This window comes from Streptomyces sp. NPDC058751, assembly GCF_042746485.1.
Lineage (GTDB): Bacteria > Actinomycetota > Actinomycetes > Streptomycetales > Streptomycetaceae > Streptomyces.
On record NZ_JBHYPZ010000010.1, the window covers coordinates 110508 to 131204 of the forward strand.

Here is a 20697-nt window from a genome sequence, read left to right on the forward strand (position 1 = left end):
ACCGAGCGGGATCGAGAGCGTGCCGGACGCCCTGGCCGCCCCTCCCGTCCGCACGGACGGGAGGGGCGGCCAGGGCGCCCGTGGAGGACACGTCTCCGTGTGGCGGACGCGTGTCCCCGAGTGCCCGGACACTCGGAAGGCCTGAGTAAATGTGCGATATGTCCGCCATGGGAAGATATTGGGCCTTAAAGGAACACCGCACCGGAGCCGGACGTGTCCCCACCCCGACTCCGGCGCCGGCGGCACAGCGCACTCTCGAGGAGGCACTCCATGCGTGGAGCCACGCACGCCAAATGGGCCGCATGCGCGGCGGCGGTAGCCCTGGCGGCGTCCGCCTGCGGAGGCGGAGGGAGCGACAGCGGCGGCTCCGGCGGCACCGTCAGCGCTTCCTGGGGCGACCCGCAGAACCCGCTGGAACCGGCCAACACCAATGAGGTGCAGGGCGGCAAGGTCCTCGACATGACCTTCCGCGGGCTGAAGCGGTACAACGCCGAGACCGGCGCCGCCGAGGACATGCTCGCCGAGAAGATCGAGACCTCGGACTCGCAGAACTTCACCATCACGGTCAAGGACGGCTGGAAGTTCAGCAACGGCGAGGCCGTCACCGCCCAGTCCTTCGTCGACGCCTGGAACTACGGCGCCAGCCTGAAGAACAACCAGAAGAACGCGTACTTCTTCGGGTACATCCAGGGCTACGACAAGACGCACCCCGACACGGGCAGCCAGAGCGCCGACACCCTCTCCGGGCTCAAGGTGACCGGCACGAACACCTTCACGGTCGCGCTCACCCAGAAGTTCTCGACGTTCCCGGACACCCTCGGCTACGCGGCCTTCTCACCGCTGCCCAAGGCGTTCTTCAGCGACCACGCCGCCTGGGTCGCGAAGCCCATCGGCAACGGCCCGTACACCATCAGCAGCTACACCAAGGGCTCCGAGATGTCCCTCACGAAGTGGGACGACTACCCCGGTGACGACAAGGCGAAGAACGACGGTGTGACCCTCAAGGTCTACACGGACAACAACACCGCCTACAACGACCTGCTGGCCGGCAACCTCGACCTCGTCGACGACATCCCAGCGGCCCAGCTCAAGAACGCCAAGAGCGACCTGGACGGCCGTTACCTCAACACCCCGGCCGGCATCATCCAGACGCTCGCGTTCCCGTTCTACGACCCGAAGTGGGACACCAGCGGCGCCACCAAGGTCCGTCAGGGACTGTCCATGGCGATCAACCGCCAGCAGATCACCGACACCATCTTCCAGAAGACGCGGACGCCCGCGAGCGACTGGACCTCACCGGTGCTCGGCGAGAAGGGCGGGTTCCAGGAAGGCCTGTGCGGCAAGTACTGCGAATACAACCCGTCCGAGGCCAAGAAGATGATCCAGGACGGCGGCGGCCTGCCCGGAGGCCAGGTCAAGATCTCGTACAACGCGGACACCGGCTCCCACAAGGAATGGGTCGACGCCGTCTGCAACTCGATCAACAACGCCCTCGGCAACGACAAGGCCTGCGTCGGCAACCCGGTCGGCACCTTCGCCGACTTCCGCAACCAGATCGGTGAGCACAAGATGCCCGGTCCGTTCCGGGCCGGCTGGCAGATGGACTACCCGCTGATCCAGAACTTCCTCCAGCCGCTGTACTACACGAACGCCTCCTCCAACGACGGCCAGTGGTCCAACAAGCAGTTCGACGACCTGGTCAACCAGGCGAACGCGGAGACCGACACCGGCAAGGCCATCGAGCTCTTCCAGCAGGCCGAAGGCGTCGTACGGGACAACATGGCCGCCATCCCGCTCTGGTACCAGAACGGCAGCGCCGGCTACTCGGACAGGGTCTCGAACGTGGCCCTGAACCAGTTCAGCGTGCCCGTCTACAACGAGATCACCGTCAACTGAGCCGCCCCGGCGGGCCCGCTCCGGCGGGCCCGCCCCTCTATCTCCGGAGCACTCATGGGACGGTACGTCATCCGGCGTCTGCTGCAGATGATCCCGGTGTTCATCGGCGCCACAGCGCTCATCTTCCTGATGGTGTACGTCATGGGCGACCCCATCGCGGGACTGTGCGGCGACCGGCAGTGCGACCCCGCCACGGCCGCCCAGCTCAGGAAGGAGTACAACCTCGACAAGAACCCCTTCATCCAGTACTTGCTGTATTTGAAGAACATCTTCACCGGTGACTTCGGCACCGCGTTCAACGGCCAGCCGGTCACCGAGCTGATGTCCACCGCCTTCCCGGTCACCATCCGGCTGACGATCGTCGCGATCTTCTTCGAGATCGTCATCGGCATCACGCTCGGCGTCGTCACCGGTCTGCGCCGGGGCAAGCCCGTCGACACCGGTGTCCTGCTGCTCACCCTCGTGGTCATCTCCGTGCCGACCTTCGTCACCGGTCTGCTGGCCCAGCTCCTGCTCGGCGTCCAGTGGGGCTGGATCGAGCCGTCGGTCTCCTCGGAGGCCACCTTCGGCGAACTGATCGTGCCGGGCCTGGTGCTCGCCTCGGTCTCCCTCGCCTACGTCACCCGGCTCACCCGGACCTCCATCGCGGAGAACAAGCGGTCCGACTACGTCCGCACGGCCGTCGCCAAGGGGCTGCCGCGGCGCCGCGTGACCATCCGGCACCTGCTGCGCAACTCGCTGATCCCCGTGGTCACCTTCATCGGCACCGACATCGGCGCGCTCATGGGCGGCGCGATCGTCACCGAGCGGATCTTCAACATCCACGGCGTCGGTTATCAGCTCTACCAGGGGATCGTGCGTCAGAGCACCCAGACCGTCGTCGGCTTCGTGACCATCCTCGTCCTCGTCTTCATGGTCGCCAACCTGCTCGTCGACCTCCTGTACGCCGTACTCGACCCGAGGATCCGCTATGCCTGAGCAGCCTCCGTACGAGGAAGAGGAATTCCACCACGGCCCCGAAGGTCCGCCGCCGGAGGACCTGGCGATCGCCCCGACCGGCTTCGGAGGCACGATGGACCTCGGGACGAGCGAGGCGGAGACCCTGGAGAAGACCCCGGGCGGGCCGGAGGGCACGGGACCCAAGGAGAAGCCGCGCTCCCTGTGGTCCGACGCCTGGCGGGACCTGCGCCGCAACCCCGTCTTCATCATCTCCGGACTCGTCATCGTCTTCCTGGTCGTCATCTCGATCTGGCCCTCGCTGATCACCGACCAGAGCCCCCTCAAGTGCGACCTCTCCAAGGCCCAGCAGGGCTCGCAGCCCGGACACCCCTTCGGCTACGACGGACAGGGCTGCGACGTCTACACGCGGACCGTGTACGGGACCCGCGTCTCGATCAGCGTCGGCGTCCTCGCCACGCTCGGGGTCGCGATCCTCGGCTCGGTCCTCGGCGGGCTGGCCGGTTTCTACGGCGGGCTGGGCGACTCGCTCCTGTCCCGGACCACCGACATCTTCTTCGCGATCCCCGTCGTCCTCGGCGGCCTGGTCCTCCTCTCCGTGGTGACCAGCAACACGATCTGGCCGGTCGTCGGGTTCATGGTGCTGCTCGGCTGGCCGCAGATCTCCCGCATCGCGCGCGGCTCGGTCATCACCACCAAGGAGAACGACTACGTCCACGCGGCCCGCGCGCTCGGCGCCTCCAACTCGCGGATGATGCTGCGGCACATCGCCCCGAACGCGGTCGCGCCGGTGATCGTCGTCGCGACCATCGCGCTCGGTACGTACATCTCGCTGGAGGCGACGCTGTCGTACCTCGGCGTCGGTCTCAAGCCCCCGACGGTGAGCTGGGGCATCGACATCTCCTCGGCCTCCGCGTACATCCGCCAGGCCCCGCACATGCTGCTGTGGCCGGCCGGCGCGCTCGCGATCACCGTGCTCGCGTTCATCATGCTCGGCGACGCGGTGCGCGACGCCCTCGACCCGAAGCTGAGGTGAGAGCCGTGCTGCTCGAAGTACGCGACCTGCAGGTGGAGTTCAGGACCCGGGACGGGGTCGCCAAGGCCGTCAACGGGGTCACGTACAGCGTCGACGAGGGCGAGACGCTCGCCGTGCTCGGCGAGTCCGGCTCCGGCAAGTCGGTGACCGCCCAGGCCGTCATGGGCATCCTCGACATGCCTCCGGGGAAGATCACCGGCGGCGAGATCCTCTTCCAGGGCAAGGACCTGCTGAAGTTCAAGGAGGAGGAGCGGCGCAAGGTGCGCGGCGCCGAGATGGCGATGATCTTCCAGGACGCGCTGTCGTCCCTGAACCCCGTCATCAGCGTCGGCGACCAGCTCGGCGAGATGTTCACCGTGCACCGCGGGATGAAGCGCAAGGAGGCCCGCGCCAAGGCGGTCGAGCTGATGGAGCGCGTGCGCATCCCGGCCGCGGCCGAGCGCGTGCGGGACTATCCGCACCAGTTCTCCGGCGGCATGCGCCAGCGCATCATGATCGCCATGGCGCTGGCCCTGGAACCCGCCCTGATCATCGCCGACGAGCCGACCACCGCGCTCGACGTCACCGTGCAGGCCCAGGTCATGGAGCTGCTCGCGGAACTGCAGCGCGAACTCCACATGGGGCTCATCCTCATCACCCACGACCTCGGCGTGGTCGCGGACGTCGCCGACAAGATCGCCGTGATGTACGCGGGCCGGATCGTCGAGAACGCACCCGTCCACGACATCTACAAGGCGCCCGCCCACCCGTACACCAAGGGGCTGCTGGACTCGATCCCCCGGCTCGACCAGAAGGGCGAGGAGCTGTACGCCATCAAGGGGCTGCCGCCCAACCTGATGCGCATCCCGCCGGGCTGTGCCTTCAACCCGCGCTGCCCGATGGCCCAGGACATCTGCCGCACCGAGGTGCCGCCGCTCTTCGAGGTCGACGAGGACCGCGGGAGCGCCTGCTTCTTCTGGAGGGAGTGCCTCGATGACACAAGCCGCGACTGAACCGCTGCTGGAGGTCAGAGGACTGGTCAAACACTTCCCCCTCACCCAGGGGATCCTGTTCAAGAAGCAGGTCGGGGCCGTCAAGGCGGTCGACGGCGTCGACTTCCACCTCGGCCGCGGCGAGACCCTCGGCATCGTCGGCGAGTCCGGCTGCGGCAAGTCCACGGTCGCCAAGATGCTGGTCAACCTGGAGAAGCCCACCGAGGGGGCGATCAGGTACAAGGGCGAGGACATCACCCGGCTGTCCGGCAAGGCGCTCAAGGCCGTGCGCCGCAACATCCAGATGGTCTTCCAGGACCCGTACACCTCGCTCAACCCGCGCATGACCGTCGGGGACATCATCGGGGAGCCGTACGACATCCACCCCGAGGTCGCCCCGAAGGGCGACCGGCGGCGCAGGGTCCAGGAACTGCTGGACGTGGTCGGGCTCAACCCGGAGTACATCAACCGCTATCCGCACCAGTTCTCCGGCGGCCAGCGCCAGCGCATCGGCATCGCCCGGGGCCTGGCGCTGCGGCCCGAGATCATCGTCGCCGACGAGCCGGTCTCCGCGCTCGACGTCTCCGTGCAGGCGCAGGTGATCAACCTGCTGGACCGGCTCCAGGCCGAGTTCGAGCTCAGTTACGTCTTCATCGCGCACGACCTGTCGATCGTGCGGCACATCTCCGACCGGGTCGGGGTGATGTACCTCGGGCGGATCGTGGAGACCGGCAAGGACGTCGAGATCTACGACCACCCGACGCACCCCTACACCCAGGCGCTGCTGTCCGCCGTGCCCGTGCCGGACCCGGAGGCCCGGGAGCACCGGGAGCGGATCATCCTCCACGGGGACGTGCCCTCGCCCGCGAACGTCCCCTCCGGCTGCCGGTTCCGCACCCGCTGCTGGAAGGCGCAGGAGCGCTGCACGCTGGAGGTGCCGCTGCTCGCGGTGCCGGCCGAGTTCCGGCTCGTCGAGGGTCCGGCCGCCCACGACTCGGCCTGTCACTTCGCGGAGGAGAAGCAGGTCGTGCCTCCGGAGGAGTCGTCCGACGGGCCGGAATAGTGGCACAAATGCGAACGAACTTCGTTAACACACAGGCAACTTGACGGAAGCGGTACCGATATACGGACGCGTCAGGGTGTACAACGTACGGCCGTGCGGGTGCCGTGAACGAGCCGGGGTGTCGCCATGTCACCCCGGCTCGTTGCTTTCCCGGCGGGCCGGGGCGGATCAGCCCAGCCCGAGGGAGCGCTTCAGGAAGTCCACCTGGAGCAGGAGCAGGTTCTCGGCGACCGTCTCCTGCGGGGTCATGTGGGTGACCCCCGACAGCGGCAGCACCTCGTGCGGGCGGCCCGCGGCCAGCAGGGCCGAGGAGAGCCGCAGGGCGTGCGCCACCACCACGTTGTCGTCCGCGAGGCCGTGCACGATCATCAGCGGCCGGTGCGTGTCCGCGGGCGCGGACAGCCCCTCGTCGGTGACCAGTGAACTCCTCGCGTACGCGGCCGGGTTCGTCGACGGGTCGCCGAGGTACCGCTCCGTGTAGTGGGTGTCGTACAGCCGCCAGTCCGCCACCGGGGCCCCCGCGATGCCCGCGTGGAAGACATCGGGGCGGCGCAGCACGGCGAGTCCCGCGAGCCAGCCGCCGTACGACCAGCCGCGGATCGCCACCCGGGACAGGTCGAGCGGGAAGCGCCCGGCGAGCGAGTGCAGCGCCTCCACCTGGTCGTCGAGGGACGGCGTCAGGTCGTCGCGGAGCGCCTTCTCCCAGGCGGGGGAGCGGCCCGGCGTGCCGCGGCCGTCGGCGACGACCACCGCGAAGCCCTGGTCGGCGAACCACTGCGAGGTGAGGTGCGCGTTGTGCGCGGCCAGCACCCGGGGGCCGTGCGGGCCGCCGTAGGGGTCCATGAGGACGGGCAGGGGGTCGTCGCCGTCATAGCCAGTGGGCATGAGCACGGCGCATGGGATTTTCTGTGCGCCCCCCTGTGTGAGCGTCACGCGCGGGGACAAACCAGGATCTTCGGCGTACGAGGGGATGGTCGCCAGACGCTTCCCGTCGCGCAGCACCCGCACCTGGGCTCCAGGCCGGTCGAGCACCGACGACACGAGCACGGTCACGCCCCCGGCGCGCACGGCCGAGTGCACGCCCGGCTCCTGCGAGACGCGCTCCAGGCCGAGTTCGTTCACCCGGTACACGTGCACTTCACCCGTTTCGGGCGAGCTCGCGCCCTCGCCCGCCGAGGCCGCGACCAGCACGTCGCCGGCCGACACGTCGAGCACCGCGCGGACGTGCAACTGGGCTCCCGTCAGCGGACGTTCGCCGAACGCCAGGACCCGCGCGCCGCCCTCGTCGGCGATCCGCACGAGCTGTCCGCCCGGGCTCCAGCACGGCACACCAGGGAAAAGATCAAGCCAATTCGGATCTTGATCAGCATGCACCATCCGGGTCGCCCCGGAATCCGGGTCCACGGCCAGGAAGAGCTGGCTGCGCTGGTCCCTCGCCTGCACGAGAAGCAGTGGCGCACCCCCCGCTGACCAGTGCACATGTGCCAGATACGGGTAGCGCGCCCGGTCCCAGGACACCTCGGTGCGCACCCCGTCGAGCCCGAACACGAAGAGCCGCACCTCCGCGTTGGCGCTGCCCGCCACCGGATAGGCGACCCGCTGCGGATCGGCTTCCGGGCGCGCCGGATCGGAGATCCACCAGCGCTGCACCGGCGTGTCGTCCACCCGCGCGACGAGCAGCCGGTCCCCTTCGGGCGACCACCAGAAGCCGCGCGAACGCCCCATCTCCTCGGCCGCGATGAACTCGGCCAGTCCGTAGGAGACCGTGCCCGGGCCCGCCGGCCGCTCCGGTTCCACGAGGGCCCGGTCGTCCTCGCCCTCGGCCCCGACGACGCGCAGCGCGCCCTGGGAGACGTACGCCACGAGCGTGCCGTCCGGAGAGGGGCGCGGGTCGATCACCGGCCCGGGGACCGGGAGTTCACGTGCCGTGCCGGCCCGCAGCTCGGCCGTGAACAGCCGCCCTGACAAGGTGAAACAGGCCAATTCCGCGGCCGCGTCGGTGGCGTACCCGACGATGCCCGCGCCGTCCTCGCGGCTGCGCTCGCGACGCGCCCGCTCCTGGGGGGAGAGGTGCTCGGCGGCCCCGCCGAGCAGGGCGGACGGGTCGGCCACCACCCGCTCGCGGCCCTCCGGCACGTCGAGGACCCACAGCCGGTTCGCCCGCTCCGTACCGGACGGGGACCGCAGGAAGACCACGCGGGAGCCGTCGGGGGACACGGTGAACGCGCGCGGCGCGCCGGAGGTGAACCGCTGGGTGCGGGCGTACCGTCGCGGGAAGGAGAGGGGCTCGTTCGTCATGGGTCGACCATATTGGCCATGCGCCCCCTTGTGCGGCCGTGCGCCGATCGATGCGCGCGTACGGATAGTTATGATCACTAGCGCAGTGTGGGTAGGGAACAGCTGACTGCTGTTCGGATGTACCGACCCTCGTGTCCGACCCCGTACCGGACCCCAAGTCCCTGGGAACTTTGGAGGTGAGCCGCCGTGGCACTCTCGATTTCGGCGGTGGTGCTGCTGGCGATCATCGTCTTTCTTCTGATCAAGAAGTCAGGACTGAAAGGCGGGCACGCGGTCGTCTGCATGCTGCTCGGCTTCTATCTCGCCTCCTCCACCATCGCGCCCACGATCAGCGATCTGACCACGAACGTGGCGAGCATGATCGGCAGCATCAAGTTCTGATCCGCTGCTGAGCTGCCGCCGGCCTGCGCGGTGACGAGGGCTCAGGGGGCTCCGGGACACGCCTGCCCGGAGCCCGCACCCGCGGCTTGTTTCGGCTCTCTTTCCGGCGCCTGGCTCCCGTCACAGCGCCGGGTGTGTCGGAGCCCCCTCGGCCCGGGGCCGGTCCGCATGCTTCGATCCGGGCCGTGACCCGCTCTGCCCGGCCGACGGCCGTGGAGCATGCCTGAGTCGGCGACTCCGCATGGGGCAGGACCCGCTGTCGGGTGAGCGGACCTCAATGACGGGCGAGCCGGTCGATCCTGACGGTGACGAGCCATGCGGTGGCCGGGGGATCCCCGCGGGTGCGGGGAGCAGCGTGCGTCACCTGCGAGTTTCTCTCAAAGGGGGCAGGTTTTTCGGCACTTTTGTTGACTCTCGCATTCTTCTCAAAGTGTCGCAATCGGTGACACCTGGTCTATAGGCGTCATCGGGTCCGTGCATGCCGGGACCATACCCGCGGACACCGGCACGAGGAGCGGTTGGCAGTCCTTGGAGGCGTGGGCTGGGGCAGGTATGTGTGACGGGGTGGTCAGCGGCAGTCTCGTGGGTTTATGCCGGAACAAGGCACTTCGTGCTGCCAATTGCTGTATTCGTCGAGGCACGACGTACGCAGGGGGCACGTTTGCAGACGGAGTTGAGCAGGCGACTCGCAAGGCCGGCCCGGTCGGTGTGGGCCAAGCATGATCGTGACACCGATGGCTGGCTGCCACTGTGGCGGCACATGGAGGACAGTGCCGCTGTCGCCGGACTGTTGTGGGATGAGTGGCTTCCGGCCGGTGTGCGGCGGTTGATCGCCGAGGCGCTGCCTGCGGGGGAGGCGGATGGGCGGAAGCTGGCTGTATGGCTCGCCGGTGTGCATGACATCGGCAAGGCGACACCGGCTTTCGCCTGTCAGGTGGATCAACTCGCCGACGTGATGCGGACGCAGGGGTTGGAGATGCGGTCCCGTCAGGCGATGGGGCCGGACCGGCGACTGGCACCGCACGGACTGGCCGGTCAGATACTGCTGGGGGAGTGGCTCCAGGAGCGGCACGGGTGGGCGGCGAGGCAGACGGGCCAGTTCACCGTCGCTGTGGGCGGGCATCACGGAGTCCCGCCGGAGAACGGGCAGATCAAGGCGCTTTACGACCATGAGGAGTTGCTGCGCACGCCGGGCCCCAGCAGCGGAGTGTGGCGGCAGGCCCAGACCGAGTTGCTGGACGCTTGCGCTGACGTCTTCGGCGTGCGGGGCAAGCTCCAGTCATGGCAGACGGTGAAGGTGCCGCAGCCGGTGCAGGTGCTGCTGACGGCTTTGGTGATCGTCTCCGATTGGATCGCGAGCAATCCTGATCTCTTTCCGTACTTCCCGGATGCCGGTTCCCGGGACGGCGAGGAGCGGCTGGTCGCGGCGTGGCGTGGGCTGGATCTTCCGCCCGCGTGGCGGGCTGTGGAGCCCGCAGAGGATGCGCAGGAACTGTTCGCGTCCAGGTTCGGGCTTCCGGCGGGGGCGAAGGTCCGCCCGGTGCAGGAGGCAGCGGTGGGGCTGGCGCGGGAGATGGACGCGCCGGGGCTGATGGTCATCGAGGCGCCGATGGGTGAGGGCAAGACGGAGGCGGCGCTTGCCGTGGCGGAGGTTTTCGCAGCACGTTCGGGTGCGGGCGGGGTGTTCTTCGCGTTGCCGACCATGGCGACGGGTAACGCCATGTTTCCGCGGTTGCTGGAGTGGCTGAAGCGGCTGCCCGGTGAGGGCGGTGGGCGGCACTCGGTGCACCTTGCGCATTCCAAGGCGGCGCTGAACGAGGCTTTCGCGGGGCTGCTGGCTGGTGGCGGGCGGGTGGCGGCCGTGGACGTGGATGCGGATGCTCCGGGGCCCGGGGCGGCGGGTGCCGAACTGGTGGCGCACGCCTGGCTGCGGGGCCGTAAGAAGGCGATGCTGGCGTCGTTCGTGGCCGGCACTGTCGATCAGCTGCTGTTCGCGGGGCTGAAGAGCCGCCATCTGGCGCTTCGTCATCTGGCGGTGGCGGGCAAGGTCGTCGTGATCGACGAGGCGCACGCCTACGACACCTACATGAGTGTCTACCTGGACCGGGTGCTGACCTGGCTGGGTGCGTACCGGGTGCCGGTGGTGGTGCTGTCGGCGACGCTGCCTGCCGGGCGCCGACGGCAGCTGGTCGAGGCGTACGCCGGAGTCCGTGACGAGGCGGCCGGGAGCGCGCCGGACGAGGCGGTGTATCCGCTGCTGACTGCTGTGGTGCCGGGAGGCAGGCCCGTGGCGCGCTGTCCGGCCGCGTCGGCCCGCAGCACGGATGTCCGCGTGGAGCGCCTGGCAGACGGGCCGGACGTGCTGGCAGACCGGCTTGAGCGGGAACTGGTGGACGGCGGATGCGTGCTGGTCGTGCGGAACACGGTCAAGCGGGTGCTGGAGACCGCTCGGGTGCTGCGGGAGAAATTTGGCGAGCAGGATGTCACGGTGGCGCACTCGTGCTTCGTCGATGTCGACCGGGCGGCGAAGGACAGCGACTTGCTGCGGCGGTTCGGTCCGCCGGGCAAAGCGACGGCCCGACCCGCAGGGCGGCACATCGTGGTGGCCAGCCAGGTGGCCGAGCAGTCCCTGGACGTGGACTTCGATCTGCTGGTCAGCGATCTGTGCCCGGTGGACCTGCTGCTGCAGCGGATGGGCCGGCTCCACCGGCATCAGCGCGGTGCGGGCCAGTCGGAGCGGCCTGCGCGGCTGCGGACGGCCCGGTGCCTGCTGACCGGGGCGGACTGGGAGGCACCCGTGCCCGTCCCCGTGCGGGGGTCGGTCGCGGTGTACGGGGCGTACGCGCTGCTGCGGTCGGCTGCCGTGCTGTTGCCCCATCTGGAGGGCGGGCCGCGGCGACCGGTGCGGCTGCCTGCCGATATCAGCCCGCTCGTGCAGGGCGCTTACGGGGATGCCCCGGTAGAGCTGGAGGGGTGGGCGCCGACGGTGGAGGAGGCGCGGGAGCGGTTCGAGCGGCACCGTGCCGATCAGGAGGAACGGGCGGCGGCGTTCCGGCTTGGCGAGGTGGGCCGTGCGGGCAGGCCGCTGTTCGGATGGGTGGCGGCCGGGGTGGGCGACACCGATGACACCCGTGCCGGGCGGGCGCAGGTCCGTGACAGCCGGGAGAGCCTGGAGGTCGTGGTCGTGCAGCGGCGCGCAGACGGCACACTCACCACGCTGCCGTGGCTGGGCACCGACACGAGAGGCCGCGAGCGCGGCGGGCTGGAACTGCCCCAGGATCAGACGCCGGGACCGTTCACGGCCCGTGTGGCGGCGAGTTGCGGGCTGAGACTGCCCATCCAGTTCTCCTACGCCGAGACGATGGACCGGGCGATCGGAGAACTGGAGCAGCTGTATGTGTGCGCATGGCAGGGCAAGGACAGCCCATGGCTGTCTGACCAGCTGATTCTTGCGCTCGATGAGGATTGTCAGACCCGACTGGCAGGCTTTGCACTTCACTACAGCCCGCTGGACGGCCTGGAGGTGACCCGTGTCTGAACCGACCGGCAACAGCGCGGCTCCTGCCCCACAGTTCGACCTGACGAGCCGACCGTGGATCGAGGTCCTCGGCCCTGACGGCGTGCAGGAAGAGCTGTCACTGCGTGAGGTGTTCGACCGGGCCGGTGAGGTGCGCCGGATCGTGGGGGAGCTGCCCACCCAGGAGTTCGCTCTGCTGCGGCTGCTGCTGGCCGTTGCTCACGATGCCCTCGACGGCCCGCGCGACATCGAGCACTGGGCGGACCTGTGGGCCGACCAGGATTGCTTCGCCGATGTCGCCGCCTATCTGGACGCCCACCGTGAACGCTTCGATCTGCTTCACCCGGTTCAACCGTTCTTCCAGACGGCCGAGTTGCGCACGGCGAAGGACGAGGTGTTCTCCCTCAACCGGATCGTGGCCGACGTGCCCAACGGTGAGCCGTTCTTCACCGCCCGGATGCCCACTGTGGAGAGGCTCACCTTCGCCGAGGCGGCCCGCTGGGTCGTTCACGCCCATGCCTACGACACCTCCGGGATCAAGTCCGGCGCGGTGGGCGACGACCGGGTCAAGGGCGGCAAGGTGTATCCGCTGGGTACCGGGTGGGCCGGAGGTCTCGGCGGGGTCTTCGTGGAGGGCGACACACTCCGCGAGACGCTGCTGCTGAATCTCGTGGCAGCCGACACCGACGAGATGGAGTTCACGGCTGGCGACCGGCCGGCCTGGCGGCGTGAACCGTGCGGCCCCGGCGGCGGCGAACGCACCCCCACCGGTGTGCGCGACCTGTACACGTGGCAGTCGCGTCGGCTGCGGCTGCACCACGACGAGAGCGGCGTCCACGGAGTGGTCCTCGGCTACGGTGATCCGCTCGCCTCCCGCAACACGCACCGCCGGGAGCCGATGACCGCCTGGCGGCGCAGCCCGGCCCAGGAGAAGAAGCTGCGCCGGTCACCGATCTACCTCCCCCGCGAGCATGATCCGGCCCGCTCCGCCTGGCGGGGCATCGCCTCGCTCGTCGCAGACCGATCGGAGACCACCCAGGGCACGGAAGCCGCCCCGTACCTGCGACCGGGGATTCTGGAGTGGATCGCCAGGCTGGTCACCGACGGGGAACTGCCGCGGGGCTTTCTGGTCAGGGCCCGGATCATCGGCGCCGCGTACGGGACGCAGCAGTCCGTGATCGACGAGGTCGTCGACGACCGGCTGACCATGCCCGTGGTGCTGCTGCACCGGCAGGAGCGTACGTGTGCCCGGCAGGCGATCGGCGCGGCCGAGGACGCCGACCTCGCGGTCCGCGCGCTCGGTGACCTGGCCACCGATCTGGCGCGCGCGGCAGGTTCCGAGGGGGAGGGGCAGCGGTCGGCAGCCCGGGAACTGGGCTTCGCCGCTGTGGAGAACCCCTACCGCGTCTGGCTCGCGGCCCTCGCACCGGACGACGATCCGTTCGAGCGACGTCGTGTCTGGCAGCGCGACGTGCACCGTCTGGTCGGCGAGCTCGGTGAGCGGCTTATCGAGCAGGCGGGGGACGCTGCCTGGCAGGGCAGGACGGTCACCGACAAGAAGAGCACGCAGTGGCTCAACGCTGGCCTGGCCGACCGGTGGTTCCGCGCCCGTCTGGCCCGCGTCCTGCCCGGCGCGTACGCCTCGGGCCCAGAGCCCCAAGGCGGCCCCCTGCCGCCCCGCCCAACCTCTCCCGGCACGTCCGAACCGGTGGAGCCCGGCTCCCCCGTGACCGACCCGAAGGTGCCCGTATGACCACCACCACGACCGCCGTGCCGACTGTTCGTACACGGGTCGCCGAGCTGGCTGCCGCACAGATCACCGGATGGCAGGAGGGCTACCTCGACGACCGGTCCACGGCCGTCGCGGCGCTCGCCCGGCTGCGCCGCGGCGCAGGCCGCGATGCAGCCGACCTGCCCGATCTGTGGACGCTGATCGACACCTCACCCCTGCACACCCGCGTCGAAGGCGTTCGGCCTCTCAGAGAGGAGGAACTCGTGCGGGCGGAGAACGCCGTGCACGTGGCCCTCACCCTGTGGGCGCTGCACCAGCAGTCCCGAGGCGCGCGCATGCACCGCCCGCACTCTCCGCGGCGTCCGGCCGGACTGGGCGCGGCCGCCCGGCGCCTCATGCCGCCGGGCGGCATCGACGAACCCGTACGCAAGCGTCTGGTGCGGGCCGGTACCGCAGCAGACCTGACCACCCTGTCCCAGCGGCTGCGCGAACTCGTCGTCCTGCTGCGCCGCGAGGACATCCCGCTCGACTACGGCCTGCTCGCGGGACAGCTTTACGCGTGGCAGTGGCCCGGCGGCGACGGCGCCGTCCGCCGCGAATGGGGTCGGTCCTTCCACGCCTGGCAGGAAGCGGACGCGAACCCGCCGCGCGAGAACACCGACGACGACACCTCCCGCCCCACGGACCGAGACAAGGACGCCTCGTGAACCGCATCTTCCTCGACGTGCACGCCCTGCAGACCGTCCCGCCCAGCAACCTCAACCGCGATGACACCGGCGCACCGAAGACGGCCGTGTACGGGGGCGTGTCCCGAGCCCGCGTCTCCAGCCAGGCGTGGAAGCGGGCCACCCGCACCTACTTCGACGACGAACGCCTCCTCGACCCGGGCGAACTCGGTGTGCGGACGAAGAAGGTCGTGGAGGTGCTCGCCGAGCGGATCGCCTCGCTGGACGAATCCTTGCGCGGGCAGAGGGCGCTCCAGCTCGCCGACGAGACGGTGAAGGCCACCGGGCTGAAGACGGAGGTGCCCAAGCGGAAGGCCGACGCCGCCAAGGAGAGCGGGGCGGCCGTGGCACCCGAGGCGAAGTACCTGGTCTTCCTCAGCTCCCGTCAGCTCGACGGCCTGGCCCGCCTCGCCGTCGACGGCGCCGCCGACATCACCGCGTACCTGAAAGAGAAGGCGAACAAGGACAAGGCCAAGGAGATCGCGGACAGCCGCCACTCCGTCGACATCGCGCTCTTCGGACGGATGGTCGCCGACGCCGCCGACTTCAACGTCGATGCCGCGGTCCAGGTCGCCCACGCGCTCAGCGTCCACCGGGTGGAGAACGAGTCCGACTACTACACCGCGGTCGACGACGAGAACACCGAGGAGGAGACCGGCGCCGGAATGATCGGCACCGTCGACTTCAACTCCGCCACCCTCTACCGCTACGCCGCCCTGGGCGTACACCAGCTCGCCGCGAACCTCGGCCAGGGACTGCGTGAGGACGAACCTCGCACCGAGCCCGTGCGCCGCGCCGTGGAGGCGTTCGTGCACAGCTTCGTCGCCTCACTGCCCACCGGAAAGATCAACACCTTCGGTCACCACACCTTGCCCGACGCCGTCGTCGTCAAGCTCCGCACCACCCGCCCGATCAGCTTCGTCGCCGCCTTCGAAGAGCCTGTCCGAGGCGACCAGGGCGGCCATGTCCGCGAGGCTTCCGACCGGCTCGCCGCCTACATCCCCGACATCGAACGCGCCTACGGTGACCAGGAATCCACCCTCACCTGGGTCCTGCGCGTCGGCCCCAACACTCTCAAGCTCGCCGGCCTCGGCCCCGAGTCCGACACCCTGGGCGATCTCGTCACCGCCGTCGGCCGCGCCGTCGCCGAACGGCTGGAGCAGCCCGTATGAGTGGTGTGCTCGTCCTGCGTCTGGCAGGCCCCCTGCAGTCCTGGGGGGCCTCCTCCCGTTTCACCCGCCGCACCACCGAGTCCGCCCCCACCAAGAGCGGCGTCATCGGCCTGCTCGCCGCCGCAGCGGGAATCGAACGCGGCGACGACACGGCACTCGCGCCCTTGGCGGCTCTGCGGTTCGGCGTCCGGATCGACCAACCCGGCACCCGCATCAGGGATTTCCACACCGCACACCATGGAGTCAGCGGCAAGTCGATGCCGCTGTCGGAGCGCTTCTACCTCGCGGACGCCGTGTTCGTCGCCGCCCTGGAAGGCGAGCACACACTGCTGGCGCAGTCGTACGCAGCCCTCAAGTCCCCGGTGTACGCGCCGTTCCTCGGCCGTCGCTCCTGCCCACCGGCCGAACGACTCGAACTCGGCCTGTACGAAGACGCCCGGCTGGAGAGCGTGTTGGCACAGGTGCCCTGGCAGGCGTCCTCCTGGTACCGCAGACGGCATCGTCACCAGGCCCCGGAAGGACTGACCGTGCTGCGCGAGGCGGCAGCCTCCGAACACACCGCCGCGGACACCCTGCGCGATCAGCCGCTCAGCTTCACCGCCGCACACCGCCGCCACGCCCTGCGCACCGTCGTCACCACCACAGTGCCCCTGCCCGGCGTTCCGGCCGAAGTCCCGCGCCACGACCCGTTCGATGCTCTGGAGGATGAGAGCAGCTGATGTTCCTCTCCCGCTTCCGCGTGAACACGGCGCGGCCCGGCGCCCGGCGCCTGCTGTCCTCGCCGCAGGTCATGCACGCGGCCGTGATGTCCTCGTTCCCCACGCTGCTGCCCACCGACATCCCCGATCCGGACGTCCCGCGCGTGCTGTGGCGCCTGGACCACCAGGCCCGCGCCGAGGTGATCCTGTACATCGTCAGCCCCGAGCCCCCGGACCTGACCCACCTGGTCGAGCAGGCAGGCTGGCCGGCCGTCGCCGGTCCTGACGCCCCCGGCTGGCAGACCAAGCCCTACGCTCCGCTCCTCGACAAGCTGTCCACGGGCGACCGCTGGGCCTTCCGACTGACCGCCAACCCGGTCCACACCATCCGCCGCAAGGACAACGAACCTCGCAAGGTCACCGCCCACCTCACCCCCGTGCACCAGATGCGATGGCTCCTCGAACGCCAGGAGCGCTGCGGTTTCCGCATCCTGGAGAAGGGCGACGACAAGCGACTGCTGCCGCACGGCACGACCTACCACGGCAAAAACCAGCACCACGGAGACCAGTACGAACTGTCCGTCCGCAACCAGAACAGCCGCTCCTTCGACAAGTCCAGGAGTGCGGAAGGAAGCAGGCGCGGCAAACCCGTCACCCTTGTCGCCATAACCTTCGACGGCCGCCTGGAAGTCACCGACCCCGCTGCCCTGCGCCGTACCCTCACCTACGGCATCGGACGCGCCAAGGCTTACGGCTGCGGCCTCATCACACTCGCCCCCCTTGCCCGACCGGCCACCGCGTGAGCACGGTCTCCCAGCGCCAGGCGCTCACACCCCGACACCTCACCCGGACCGCCGAACGTCTGTCTTTCGTCTATCTGGAACGCTGCATCGTCCACCGTGACGCCAACGCCATCACCGCCCAGGACGCCGAAGGAACCACTCACATCCCCTCCGCCACCATCGGAACCCTCCTCCTGGGCCCTGGCACCCGCATCACCCACCAGGCGATGAGCGTCCTCGGCGAAACCGGCGCCGCCGTCGCCTGGGTGGGTGAACACGGCGTGCGCTACTACGCCTCCGGCCGCGCACTCACCCGCTCCTCCTCCCTGATGGAGGCCCAGGCCCTGCAATGGGCAAACCCCCGCACCCGCCTGGCCGTCGCACGCGAGATGTACCGTCTGCGCTTCCCCGACGAGGACCCCGCCGGCCTCACCCGACGCGAACTCCTCGGCCACGAAGGCAAACGCGTCAAGGACTGCTACCGAGCCCAGGCCGCCCGCACCGGTGTCCCCTGGCACGGCCGCCGCTACACCCCCGGCGACTTCACCAGCGGGGACGCCGTCAACCAGGCCATCACCGCCGCAGCCCAGTGCATGTACGGCATCGCCCACGCCGTCGTCACGTCACTGGGCTGCAGCCCCGCTCTCGGTTTCGTCCACTCCGGCCACGAACTCTCCTTCGTCCTCGACATCGCCGACCTCTACAAGACCCGGATCGGCATTCCCCTCGCCTTCGACGTCGCCGCCCTGGGCGACGAAGACGTCGGCTCCCGCACCCGCCGGGCTCTACGTGACCGCATCAACGAGGCCTCCCTCCTCAACCAGTGCGTCGACGACATCAAGCAGCTCCTGCTGCCGGAGGCGACCGACTCCACTGCCGCAGACGGCGACCGGGACACGGTCACGCTCCAGAGCGACGGCGGCCACCACGTCGCTTCCGGGATCAATTACGACGGGCCCCACGACTACGAGGACAGGCTCTGGTGACCGTCATCGTCCTCACCAACTGCCCCGTCGGCCTCCGGGGTTTCCTCACTCGCTGGCTCCTCGAAATCTCCGCAGGCGTGTTCGTCGGCAACCCCTCCGCCCGCGTCCGCGACGTCCTCTGGGACGAAGTCCGGCAATACTCCGGCCAAGGCCGCGCCCTGCTCGCCCACACCACCAACAACGAACAGGGCTTCACCTTCCGTACCCACGACCACGCCTGGCACCCCACCGACCACGAAGGCATCACCCTGATTCGCCGCCCCGCCCCGAACACCCCCGCGCCCCAACCAGCGCCGGGTACCACCTCACCTGCCAGCGCCCAGAGCCCACCGACCGGCTGGAGCAAAGCCTCCAAACGCCGACGCTTCGGCAGAATCTGACAGCATTTGCCCGCTATGAATCTTTCGCCGGAATCAGAGAAAGTGGTCGGAAAGCAGCGCCGACCACGGTAAAGCTGCAGGTCGTGCAGTCTGCTCCCCGCACCCGCGGGGATGGTCCCTGGACGATCATTTTTCCGATGTCCAGGCCGTACTGCTCCCCGCACCCGCGGGGATGGTCCCGGGGTGGTCCGCGAGTACCACATCGCCGACCCCTGCTCCCCGCACCTGCAGGGATAGTCAGCCCTCGGCCACGTACGACACGAAGTCGGACCAGGACCCCGGCGCCAGAGCCAGCTGAGGGCCAGCGGTGTTCTTGGAGTCGCGAATGTGCACGGTGCCGGGAGTAGTAGCGATCTCGACGCAGGAATCGCCTTCGTTGCCGTCGCTGTAGCTGCTTTTGAACCACGCCAATTCGGAGGAGGCTTTGTAGTTCATGTCTCTCCCAGCAGTTGCTCGATGAAGGCCAGAGACTCTCGTGGTGGAAGAGCCTGTGCCCGGATGGTGCCATAGCGCAGTTCGAGGATGCGGAGCTGCCTAGGGTCGGAGATCGGTCGACCGTTGAACGCTCCGTCGGCGCGCCCCATCGCCGTTCCATCCTCAAACTTCAGCAACTCGATCCTGCCGTCCAGGCCTGGGTGGACCTCACAGCGCGTCGGCATCACCTGAAGCGTGACGTTGCGCAACAAGCCCACCTCCAGCAGCCGTTCGAGCTGCTGCCGCCACACCATTGTGCCTCCGAGCGGACGCCGTAGCGGTGCTTCCTCCAGTACGAAGCTGAGCGAAGGTGCGGGCTTCCTTTCGAAGATGGACTGCCGGGCCACACGAGCAGCCACCATCCGTTCCACTTCATCCTCTGAATAAGGAGGTTGCCGAGACTCGAATACGACCCTGGCATGTCCCGCAGTCTGCAACAAGCCGCTGATGCTGTGGCACACGTACACCCCGAGCTCGACGGACCGCGCCTCCATCTGCGCCAGATCCCGCACTTTCTTCGGATAGCGAACCCTCTTCACGTCCTCCTTCATTGCCGACAGCAACCCACCCGCCCCCAGTACCTCGTCCGCCCTGTCCAGGTACTCGGGTCGAGGGATCCGCTTGCCCGCCTCGATTTTGTAGATCAGGTCCTCGCCGTATCCAACGGCCTCGCCGAAGTCGGCGGCCCGCATCCCCGCCGCCTCCCGCCGTAGTTTCAGTTGACGTCCGACGGTGGTGACAACCGCGACACCCCAGTCGTCGTCCGGGTCCACCTCCCACCCCGGCTCGTCCGCCTTGCTCTTGAGCTGCTCCACGTTGTCCGCCGACATCCCGCACCCCTCCGCCGTACCGTTGTGCCTTACGCGCCTTACCCGTACGACGGTTCCGGACAGCCCGGACACGGCCGGACAACCTCCGGACAGTCACCGTACGCAGTCGCATAGTCACCGTTTACGGTAAGTGTGCCGCCACTCTGAGTGACGTGATCCGCGAAACCTCCACCCCCGAGACCCGACTCGACCACTCCATCCGCAATTTCAGCGTCCGCCTGTCTCCCACGCCCCGCGGTGCCCACCTGCTCGCCGCCGAGCAACTCCATTCCTGGGGAATCCTCTTGGACCCGGCCCGCCAGATCGTTGCCGAGCTCGCGGCGAACGCGGCCGTCCACGGTCGAGTTCCCGGCCGGGACTTCCGTCTCACCCTGTACGTCGTCGCGAACACTCTGCGCATCGAGGTGACCGACACCCACGGTGACCGTCTGCCGTGTCTCGGGGAGGCGGCCCATGATGCCGAGTCCGGTCGGGGCCTGCTTCTCGTCGAGGCGCTCGCCGACCGTTGGGGCGTGATTCCCGGGCTACGCCCGCGCAAGACGGTCTGGGCAGAGGTCGTACTCCCGCCGGAGGGTGCGCCGCACGTCTGACCGATGAGAGGGGCGAGAGGGGAAGCAGTAACGCCCCGTGACCTTGCCCGGTTGCCCACCGTTCTCCGTGCATGCCGGACCGGGAGTGAGCGACGGCCGCGTATGGCCGAAACCCGTACACACCGTTGAATGCCTCCGTGAAGCCTCAGAAGATGGTCATGAGCGTCCGGCCCGACCGGTCGGCGGCGAGGCGGGCGGAAGACACGGTG

Annotated in this window: 18 protein-coding genes; 15 read left to right on the forward strand and 3 right to left on the reverse strand. The window is 69.1% G+C overall.

All coding sequences use genetic code 11. From position 1 onward, the window contains the following. The first annotated feature begins 270 nt into the window (after positions 1-270). Genes ACFW6B_RS12325 through ACFW6B_RS12345 form a run of 5 tightly spaced genes read left to right on the forward strand, consistent with a single transcriptional unit; the run spans position 271 to position 5923 of the window. Positions 271-1896: an ABC transporter substrate-binding protein gene (locus ACFW6B_RS12325; RefSeq protein WP_386594855.1), complete on the forward strand. Its 1626-nt coding sequence runs from the start codon at positions 271-273 to the stop codon at positions 1894-1896. Between the two features lie 54 nt (positions 1897-1950). Continuing rightward, a complete protein-coding gene (locus tag ACFW6B_RS12330; protein ID WP_386594857.1) occupies positions 1951-2874 on the forward strand; it encodes an ABC transporter permease in 924 nt (307 codons plus the stop codon). Continuing rightward, positions 2867-3889, forward strand: a complete 1023-nt coding sequence (locus ACFW6B_RS12335) for an ABC transporter permease (protein WP_386594859.1) — start codon at positions 2867-2869, stop codon at positions 3887-3889. The genes ACFW6B_RS12330 and ACFW6B_RS12335 overlap by 8 nt, the downstream gene beginning before the upstream one ends. Before the next feature lie 5 nt (positions 3890-3894). Beyond that, positions 3895-4881 (forward strand): ABC transporter ATP-binding protein, encoded by a 987-nt coding sequence (locus ACFW6B_RS12340; RefSeq protein WP_386594861.1) that lies wholly within the window; start codon positions 3895-3897, stop codon positions 4879-4881. Next, positions 4862-5923, forward strand: a complete 1062-nt coding sequence (locus ACFW6B_RS12345) for an ABC transporter ATP-binding protein (protein ID WP_386594864.1) — start codon at positions 4862-4864, stop codon at positions 5921-5923. The genes ACFW6B_RS12340 and ACFW6B_RS12345 overlap by 20 nt, the downstream gene beginning before the upstream one ends. Positions 5924-6091: 168 nt before the next feature. On the opposite strand, the gene ACFW6B_RS12350 is transcribed toward ACFW6B_RS12345, so the two are convergent. Further along, entirely contained in the window at positions 6092-8221 is a 2130-nt protein-coding gene (locus tag ACFW6B_RS12350; RefSeq protein WP_386594866.1) for a prolyl oligopeptidase family serine peptidase, read from the reverse strand. A gap of 186 nt (positions 8222-8407) precedes the next feature. Between ACFW6B_RS12350 and ACFW6B_RS12355 the strand changes: the two genes are divergently transcribed. The 9 genes from ACFW6B_RS12355 (at position 8408) to cas2e (ending at position 18594) form a co-directional block, all read left to right on the forward strand. Then, positions 8408-8602, forward strand: a complete 195-nt coding sequence (locus tag ACFW6B_RS12355; protein ID WP_089098958.1) for a hypothetical protein — start codon at positions 8408-8410, stop codon at positions 8600-8602. A gap of 760 nt (positions 8603-9362) precedes the next feature. Next, a complete protein-coding gene (cas3, locus tag ACFW6B_RS12360) occupies positions 9363-12140 on the forward strand; it encodes a CRISPR-associated helicase Cas3' (RefSeq protein ID WP_386594868.1) in 2778 nt (925 codons plus the stop codon). Further along, entirely contained in the window at positions 12133-13872 is a 1740-nt protein-coding gene (gene casA, locus ACFW6B_RS12365) for a type I-E CRISPR-associated protein Cse1/CasA (protein ID WP_386594871.1), read from the forward strand. Before cas3 ends, casA begins: the two co-directional genes overlap by 8 nt. Further along, entirely contained in the window at positions 13869-14558 is a 690-nt protein-coding gene (gene casB, locus ACFW6B_RS12370) for a type I-E CRISPR-associated protein Cse2/CasB (protein ID WP_386594873.1), read from the forward strand. Before casA ends, casB begins: the two co-directional genes overlap by 4 nt. Continuing rightward, entirely contained in the window at positions 14555-15748 is a 1194-nt protein-coding gene (gene cas7e / locus ACFW6B_RS12375) for a type I-E CRISPR-associated protein Cas7/Cse4/CasC (protein ID WP_386594875.1), read from the forward strand. The genes casB and cas7e overlap by 4 nt, the downstream gene beginning before the upstream one ends. Then, the gene (cas5e, locus tag ACFW6B_RS12380; RefSeq protein ID WP_386594877.1) at positions 15745-16467 is read left to right on the forward strand and encodes a type I-E CRISPR-associated protein Cas5/CasD; all 723 of its coding nucleotides are present in this window, start codon (positions 15745-15747) and stop codon (positions 16465-16467) included. The genes cas7e and cas5e overlap by 4 nt, the downstream gene beginning before the upstream one ends. Then, positions 16467-17249, forward strand: a complete 783-nt coding sequence (cas6e, locus tag ACFW6B_RS12385; protein WP_386594880.1) for a type I-E CRISPR-associated protein Cas6/Cse3/CasE — start codon at positions 16467-16469, stop codon at positions 17247-17249. The genes cas5e and cas6e overlap by 1 nt, the downstream gene beginning before the upstream one ends. Next, entirely contained in the window at positions 17246-18214 is a 969-nt protein-coding gene (gene cas1e, locus ACFW6B_RS12390) for a type I-E CRISPR-associated endonuclease Cas1e (RefSeq protein ID WP_386594882.1), read from the forward strand. Before cas6e ends, cas1e begins: the two co-directional genes overlap by 4 nt. After that, entirely contained in the window at positions 18211-18594 is a 384-nt protein-coding gene (cas2e, locus tag ACFW6B_RS12395; protein WP_386594884.1) for a type I-E CRISPR-associated endoribonuclease Cas2e, read from the forward strand. The genes cas1e and cas2e overlap by 4 nt, the downstream gene beginning before the upstream one ends. Positions 18595-18831: 237 nt before the next feature. On the opposite strand, the gene ACFW6B_RS12400 is transcribed toward cas2e, so the two are convergent. Then, the gene (locus ACFW6B_RS12400) at positions 18832-19029 is read right to left on the reverse strand and encodes a DUF397 domain-containing protein (protein ID WP_386594886.1); all 198 of its coding nucleotides are present in this window, start codon (positions 19027-19029) and stop codon (positions 18832-18834) included. Next, positions 19026-19898 carry a helix-turn-helix domain-containing protein gene (locus ACFW6B_RS12405; RefSeq protein ID WP_386594888.1) on the reverse strand — a complete coding sequence of 291 codons (873 nt, stop codon included), beginning with the start codon at positions 19896-19898 and terminating at the stop codon, positions 19026-19028. The genes ACFW6B_RS12400 and ACFW6B_RS12405 overlap by 4 nt, the downstream gene beginning before the upstream one ends. A 152-nt stretch (positions 19899-20050) precedes the next feature. On the opposite strand from ACFW6B_RS12405, the gene ACFW6B_RS12410 reads away from it, so the two are divergent. Continuing rightward, on the forward strand, positions 20051-20488 hold the full coding sequence (locus ACFW6B_RS12410; RefSeq protein WP_386594890.1) for an ATP-binding protein: 438 nt from the start codon (positions 20051-20053) through the stop codon (positions 20486-20488). Positions 20489-20697: the final 209 nt, after the last annotated feature.

Excerpts from the sequence above, each read along its gene's own strand:
- ACFW6B_RS12350 (WP_386594866.1), bottom strand. The coding sequence starts at position 8,221 with ATGACGAACGAGCCCCTCTCCTTCCCGCGACGGTACGCCCGCACCCAG.
- ACFW6B_RS12325 (WP_386594855.1), top strand. The coding sequence starts at position 271 with ATGCGTGGAGCCACGCACGCCAAATGGGCCGCATGCGCGGCGGCGGTA.
- ACFW6B_RS12400 (WP_386594886.1), bottom strand. The coding sequence starts at position 19,029 with ATGAACTACAAAGCCTCCTCCGAATTGGCGTGGTTCAAAAGCAGCTAC.
- cas6e (WP_386594880.1), top strand. The coding sequence starts at position 16,467 with ATGTTCCTCTCCCGCTTCCGCGTGAACACGGCGCGGCCCGGCGCCCGG.
- cas5e (WP_386594877.1), top strand. The coding sequence starts at position 15,745 with ATGAGTGGTGTGCTCGTCCTGCGTCTGGCAGGCCCCCTGCAGTCCTGG.
- ACFW6B_RS12345 (WP_386594864.1), top strand. The coding sequence starts at position 4,862 with ATGACACAAGCCGCGACTGAACCGCTGCTGGAGGTCAGAGGACTGGTC.
- cas3 (WP_386594868.1), top strand. The coding sequence starts at position 9,363 with ATGGAGGACAGTGCCGCTGTCGCCGGACTGTTGTGGGATGAGTGGCTT.
- ACFW6B_RS12405 (WP_386594888.1), bottom strand. The coding sequence starts at position 19,898 with ATGTCGGCGGACAACGTGGAGCAGCTCAAGAGCAAGGCGGACGAGCCG.
- ACFW6B_RS12330 (WP_386594857.1), top strand. The coding sequence starts at position 1,951 with ATGGGACGGTACGTCATCCGGCGTCTGCTGCAGATGATCCCGGTGTTC.
- ACFW6B_RS12335 (WP_386594859.1), top strand. The coding sequence starts at position 2,867 with ATGCCTGAGCAGCCTCCGTACGAGGAAGAGGAATTCCACCACGGCCCC.
- casB (WP_386594873.1), top strand. The coding sequence starts at position 13,869 with ATGACCACCACCACGACCGCCGTGCCGACTGTTCGTACACGGGTCGCC.